Here is a 6,293-nt window from a genome sequence, read left to right as displayed (position 1 = left end):
GGGAACGGCAGGTACGGCATGTGGTCGTACCACACCGGATCGTGCAGGTGGAGGGACTTCTAGCGCTTGCGCCACGAGTCCCCGGCGCGCTCGTTGCGCTCGACGACGATCGTCGGCACGCCCGCCCGCTTAAGCCGCGCGGCGAGCCCGATGCCGCCCTGCCCGCCGCCGATGATAACCACGTACGGCTGCTCCGAATACCCCAGCGTCTCCTCGGCTTCGCGCCGCCGCTCGAGCCACGTCTTCCGCTCGCGGGTGATCACGTGGTCGACGCCCTTATCGCGCGCCCGACCCTTGCGCTCCTCGAATCCCTTGAGCTCCTGCATCGTCGTGAGCAGCGTCCACGCCTTGCCGTCGCGCAGCCGCAGGTGTGCCCACCCGCGCGCCACATCCGTCTCGAACGTTACCCACCCATCTATGACGCCGGAGTCCGCATTTGCAGGGTCGTCCCGTCGCCAGTTCCTCGGACGAACGTCCGCCAGACGGGACGTGAGCATGTCGCGGATGTCGTCGCGCCCCTCCATGGTCTTGAGATTCCAGGTGAACGCAACGAAGTCGCGCCAGAATCCGTCGGCCTCGAAGAGCTCGGCGGCACGTCCGACGTCATTCGCGGAAAGCGCGGAGTCGAACTCCGCGAGCCACGAGTCGATGGCCTTGTCGGCCCCGGACCGGGGGTCGCCGGAGTCCGCGGTTTCGGTGGGGTTGATCTTGGTGTCGGTCATGTCCGCTCCTTCGCGTCTATACTGCCGGTTATGACGTAGCTCACACTGTGGACCCGAGGGGGTGGCAATGTCGTTGCATCCGGACCTGCGTTTCGCGGAGCCCGAGGTGTTCGCGCGCCGCACAATCTCCGCGCACGAGGAGGCGCTCGCAGGAGGCCGGCCGGTCGATCTCGACCCGCGGGTCCTGCACGCGTGGAGACGCAGCGGGGATGCCGGGATTTCGCCGGAGCAGGAGCTTCCCGCGCATTTCCTCGGCGCGCCCGAGCTCGAGCGGGCACGCACGTGCACTCCGTTGCGGGCGGTCGCGGACGATGTCGTGGCCTCGCTGGCAGACACCTCGACGGCCGGCCGGCACCTCGTCGTGCTCACCGATGCGCAGGGCTCGTTGTTATGGAGAGCCGGCTCTCCGGAGGCGTTGCGCCGCGCAGATTCGATCGCGTTCGCCGAGGGCGCGGACTGGTCGGAAGGCGGGATCGGCGCCAACGGGATCTCGCTGGCCCTCGACTCCGGGCGGCTCTCCCACGCCACGGCCGGCGAGCACTTCGTTCGCGCCCACCATGGGTGGACATGCACGGCGGCGCCGATCCGCGATCGGGCGGGGTCCATCGTCGGGGTGCTCGATGTGTCGCTGCCCGTGCGCTTCGCGACGACCGAGGTGGTGCCCCTGGTGCGCTGCGGCGCCCGGCTCGCCGAAACCCTGCTGGCGCAGCATGTCGCGATTTCCGGCTCTGCAGAAGTAGAGCCCGTCGCGAATACGATTCGCCGGATTCGGCTCCTCGGCTGGCGGCCCGCGGTCGTCCGCTCCGATGGCTCGGAGGTGCTGCTCAGCGGGCGACGCGCAGAACTCCTCGCGCTTCTCGCCTCGCGCGAGGCGTGGACTGCGCGCGCCCTGGCCGAGGAGCTTTACGGCGATGCGAGTGCGACGACGACCGTGCGCGGTGAGATCAAGCGCCTGCGCCAGCAGACGGGCCTGTCCATCGATTCCCAACCCTACGCTTTGTCGCAGGCGGACCGTGCGTGTGTGGACTTTCTCGCCGCCGACGAGCCGAATGAGCTGCTGCCGGATTCGGAGGTTCCGGCGATCGTCGACCTTCGCTACGGAATATGACGAGCGGGAATATGACGAGCGAGAGTATGACGAGCGGTTCTTTCGCGTTTCGATGACCTGGCCGATCCGCGAGCACGACAGGACCGAACGAGACGTGCTCAGACCATTGCTCACCGAACGTGAATGATAGCGTTCAGGTGTGAAAACCTCGTTGAGCATCGTCACTCGTGACGCTCTTCGTCTCTGGCAGACCAGGAAAGTCTGGGTAATTGTCCTGGGAGTCATGATTACTCCAGCGTTTTACGCGTGGGTCAACATTGCCGCGTTCTGGGACCCGTATGGCAATACTGAGAATATAAGTGTCGCCGTAGTGAATGAAGACCGAGGCGCCGGCTCGGAGCTGACCGGGGACTTGGACGTAGGCACCCAGATGATTGCTCAGTTGAAAAAGAATAATCAGCTCGGCTGGCAGTTCATGGACGCAGATGCTGCGAAAAGCGCCGTGAATAGCGGCGACGTATTCGCCAGTGTCACCGTACCGCCCAGTTTCTCTGCCGATATCCTCAGCATTTTCCAGGGACGGTATTCTCAACCGACACTTCAATATGAGGTCAACGAGAAGACGAGCGCCATCGGTCCGAAAATCACGGACCAGGGTGCTACAGGCATCGAGAATCAAATCAATTCCGCGTTCAAAGAACAAGTGTCGAATGCAATTACGACCGAGCTGCGGAATTCGGGTGGCGAGCTATCAACGACGCTCAACAACACCGGCGATAGCGCCGCGGACAGCCTGACCGAAACTGCGGAGTCTCTACGCTCGGCACAAGCCGAAATCACAGCTGCGAAGAAAAACGTAACCAGCGCAGGACCCACGATCGACGCGACCACGGACGCGTTGGAATCCGTCGACAAGACACTCGGTGACGCCGAAAGAGCACTGCGCCAGGTCCAAAATATTACAGGGGAGGTTCAGAGGCAGACGGCAGCTGTTTCCGACTCGGTGAACGCCGCATATTTTCAGGGCTCATCCAGTTTGAGCGACGCGGTGACGTCCGCTATGAACGCCGTGTCCTCTGTGACCGGGGATCTGGAGAGCGCAGGCTCCGGTATCGACGACGCACTCGGTGGAGCGTCGGGGGTTGTGGACCAAAGCGATCGTGCCATCGATCAGCTGCAACAACTACTAGACGGTGGCGGAGGCACGACGGAGGCCGCTGCACCTCTCACCGACGCTCTCAACGGTCTACGTGAACGTAACGCCACGAATCGCCAGCTCGTCACTGACCTCACCGGGCTTAAGGATGCTGCCTCGGACACTGCGGGTACCGTGACCGCAGCGGCGAACGCACTAGAAAATGCGACGCTGGCGACTCGCGATTCCTCAGACGACCTGCGTTCTTCCGTCGGAGAGACGCTGCCCGTCCTCAATTCCGCAATCAACGAGCTCAACGCCAGCGCAGGGGGATACTCCTCCGCGCTCGCTTCTCAGCAGACCCTGGTCCGCGAGTCGATTGGTTTGCTCGACGGTACCGGCCGGCAACTTTCCGCGGCCAATGGCGTTCTCGATAGCTTTATCGGTGACCTTTCGGGTATCGAGGATAGCCTGCGCACAGCACAGTCGGACATACTTCTATTAAACGCGGCGTCCGGTGACGGCGCCCTGAACACCGTTTCAAACCTGGACTCCGAAGGTATCTCACAGTTCTTCGCGTCTCCCGCCGAGGTGGTAAGCCACCCTGTCTTCCCCGTATCAAGCTACGGCTCGGGAATGGCCGCCTTGTTCACCAATCTCGCTCTGTGGGTCGGATCATTTATGCTCGTCGTACTTTTTCGGACCGAGGTGGACACAGCAGGTCTGAAACGAGCGTCGATCACCCAAGCTTATTCCGCGCGTTTCCTGCTCCTTGCGATCATCGCGGTGGGGCAGGCATTGGTCGTCTCGATCGGTAACCTCGTCCTCGATGTCCAGACAGTGAATCCCGTTGTTTTCGTTGCGACCTGCGCTCTGATCGGCCTCGCTTACTTGAGCATCGTGTTCGCTCTGGTCACGGCGTTTGGGCACATCGGCAGGGGGATCGCGGTGGTCCTGGCCTTCATCCAAATCCCCGGCGCCTCCGGGCTATATCCCATCGAAATGGTTCCCGACTTCTTCCGAGACATCTTTCCTTTCCTCCCGTTCACGTACGGGATCGGCGCCCTTCGCGAAACAATCGGCGGCTTCTACGGCACTCATTACTGGCACGATTTGGGCTTGCTTGCGGGGATGGCTGTAGCTGCATTCGTATTCGGCACTCTTTTCCGTCGTGGTCTTTCACACGTCAAGGTGTTGGTGCACACTCAACTTGCCGACGGCGGCTTGGTGGTACACGAGAAAGTTGAGTTGACGGGCAGTAAGTACCCCTTGCCGGATATCATCCACGCGCTCCGGGATCGCGACGACTTTCGCGAGGAAGTCGACCGTCGATGGAAGCCTCTGCGTGATCACTATCCGGCCCTGCTGAGATCAACCATTCTCATCGGGGTGGTCGGGGTAGTCATCCTCACCTTTATCGCCCGCAGTCTTCCCGAACAAAAGGCGATCTTGTTCGGCCTGGTTTGCCTTTGGATTCTGGTTATCACGGCTTTCGTGTCGATCCTGGAGTACGCGCGGCACAGTTTCGCCCGCGCGCAGCAACTGGCCGACCTACCCGAGGACGAGCTTCGTCGCGCAGTCACTTCGTCCGGAACCGATGAAGAGGTCACCGACACGGAAGATGAATCCTCCACGAACAGCGAACAACGCTCCCCCGAACGGGCGAGCACGAACCGAAGTGACGACAGTACCGGCGGCGACTCATGAAAAATATCCTGAGCATTATCAGGCAGGACTTTCGCTCGGCCCGGAACAGTGTCATGACCGCCGTAGTCATATTCGGTCTCACCATCGTTCCGTTGCTGTTCTCCTCATTCAACGTCCTCGCGAGCTGGGACCCGTTCAGTAATACGGACGACCTCAAGATTGCCGTGGCAAGTACAGACGAAGGTTACGAGAGCGATCTGCTCAAGCTTCGCGTGAACCTGGGCGAACAAGTGCTTTCCGAATTGAGCATGAACGACCAGATCGATTGGGTTATCACCAGCGAAGACGATGCGATCGAGGGGACGGAATCCGGTGAGTACTATGCCTCAATCGTGCTCCCGCCCACTTTCAGCGCTGACCTTCTGACGTTCTATGTCGAAGGATCCGATCCGACGAAGCTGGCGCTGTATACGAACGAGAAGAAGAACGCCCTCTCGACGACAATCACGTCCCAAGGAGCGGACGGCGTGATCGATCAGATCAATTCGACGTTCACCCAGACCGTCAGCAACGTGGGTTTCGGATTGTTGACCTCGCTCGAGGACTTCTTGGAAAGCGACGACGTCAAAGACACTATCGACCGAATCGAGTCGAGGATCGGGGACACCGCCTCGAAGCTACACTCCGGGGCCCAGACGGCACGAGCGTTCAACGGCCTCATCGACTCCAGCCTTCCGCTGGTGGAGGGCGCCGGAAACATCGTCAACGCCGCCGGCGAACAATTGGACGATCCAACCACCGATATCGGAAACGGCTCGAGCGCAACCGAGAACCTCACGTCTACATTGCGGGACACGGCGTCGTCGCTGGGGACCGGGCTACGGGCGACGAGCGAAAGCTACGAAACGGTGGGAAACCGAATCGACGAGCTCCTGGGTAGTGCCGACACCACCAGCACGAGCGCAGCGCAGACCTACGACACCCTCGCCCAAAGAGTGCAACAGCAAACCGATTCACTCCGGAACCTACGCACCACACTCGATCAAGGAATCGGAACGCAGCTCCCGGACCAGGCCAGACTCGGATACGACCGCGTGATGACGCGCCTCGACTCGGCAGTGGACAAGAGCCAGGACCTGCACGATGATTTTGCTCAATCCGCGAGGGACATCCGTTCGAGCAACGCGTCGGCGCAGGACGTTCGCCAGGGGACGACCGCTGCAATTGCAGAGGCAAAGAACGCGGTCAACGATGCCGTGACCTCGTACCAGGAGAACCTCAGGCCACAGCTCACGGAACTCGGCTCGTCCTTGCAGACGTTGGGCGACGACGTCACCTCGGTGAAGGAGGACCTCGGGAGGGTCGGATCATCGATCGCCGACTCGCCCGGCTCATTGTCGGGCTCCCTCGGTCGAGCGAGCGAAACCACCCGGGCGCTGGCGGACCGATTGGATTTACGCGCCGAGCAGCTTACCGACCTGCAGGGCGAGGTTCGGATGGCGGGGGAGACAGGCGATCTCTCCAGAATTTCCGACCTCATCGGCTCGGACCCGGAAGCGCTAGCCGCAGAAATCGCCTCGCCGGTGGCAGTAGACCGACAGGCGGTCTATCCGGTGAGTAGTTTCGGCGCCGGCATGGCGCCGCTGTACACGGTCCTCGCGCTGTGGATCGGTGCGCTTCTCGCGGCGGTAATGCTCAATACCGGAATCGCCCCCGGGACCGCCCGGGCCAGAGGATATAC

Annotated in this window: 4 protein-coding genes; 3 read left to right on the top strand and 1 reads right to left on the bottom strand. The window is 61.8% G+C overall.

Features of this window, described 5'->3' with window-relative positions; translation table 11 throughout:
• Nucleotides 1–59: 59 nt before the first annotated feature.
• The gene (locus K8V11_RS07360) at nt 60–722 is read right to left on the bottom strand and encodes a hypothetical protein (protein ID WP_303912149.1); all 663 of its coding nucleotides are present in this window, start codon (nt 720–722) and stop codon (nt 60–62) included.
• Between the two features lie 67 nt (nt 723–789).
• Here K8V11_RS07360 and K8V11_RS07355 point away from each other — a divergent pair, with 67 nt between their 5' ends.
• From K8V11_RS07355 to K8V11_RS07345, 3 genes are all read left to right on the top strand, one after another.
• Nucleotides 790–1,830 (top strand): GAF domain-containing protein, encoded by a 1,041-nt coding sequence (locus K8V11_RS07355; protein ID WP_303912147.1) that lies wholly within the window; start codon nt 790–792, stop codon nt 1,828–1,830.
• A 139-nt stretch (nt 1,831–1,969) separates the two neighbouring features.
• Nucleotides 1,970–4,612, top strand: a complete 2,643-nt coding sequence (locus K8V11_RS07350) for a YhgE/Pip domain-containing protein (RefSeq protein ID WP_303912145.1) — start codon at nt 1,970–1,972, stop codon at nt 4,610–4,612.
• A gap of 53 nt (nt 4,613–4,665) precedes the next feature.
• Nucleotides 4,666–6,293 (top strand): YhgE/Pip family protein (locus K8V11_RS07345; RefSeq protein WP_303912144.1); only part of this gene is annotated, 1,628 nt, incomplete at its 3' end.

It is taken from the genome of Dietzia timorensis (assembly GCF_020742175.1).
Lineage (GTDB): Bacteria > Actinomycetota > Actinomycetes > Mycobacteriales > Mycobacteriaceae > Dietzia > Dietzia timorensis_A.
This window is presented reverse-complemented; position numbering and strand designations above follow the sequence as displayed.